This window comes from Ferrovum myxofaciens (assembly GCF_000735045.1).
In the GTDB taxonomy this organism is placed as follows: Bacteria; Pseudomonadota; Gammaproteobacteria; order Burkholderiales; family Ferrovaceae; genus Ferrovum; species Ferrovum myxofaciens.
In genome coordinates this window covers 1-253 of record NZ_JPOQ01000413.1, presented here as the reverse complement: position 1 = coordinate 253, position 253 = coordinate 1, and the positions used below count along the sequence as shown (strand labels likewise).

Annotated in this window: 1 protein-coding gene; it reads left to right on the top strand. The window is 53.0% G+C overall.

The window, feature by feature from the left end:
• Positions 1-52: 52 nt before the first annotated feature.
• Positions 53-253, top strand: a 201-nt coding sequence (locus tag IV91_RS18690; RefSeq protein ID WP_160171593.1) for a hypothetical protein, incomplete at its 3' end; no start/stop codon positions are given.

Sequence of the window (253 nt, the reverse complement as noted above, 5' to 3'; positions counted from 1 at the left end):
CTCTGACGGCAAAGTTTCGCCCGAAGTTCAGGCAATCATGAGCAGCATGCTCATGATTGTCGAACTTATCCTTGCCATTTTTTTGGAGCGCACCACCAAGAAGAATAGCGCTAACTCCAGCATTCCCCCCTCGCAAACCGACAAGGACAATTCGTCGCTCACCGATCCGGGCAGCAAGGGCAAAGGTAAGAAGGCCGACGGTGAAACGGTGAAGAATCGGCGCACAATCGAAACACTGACCATCGTACCGGTC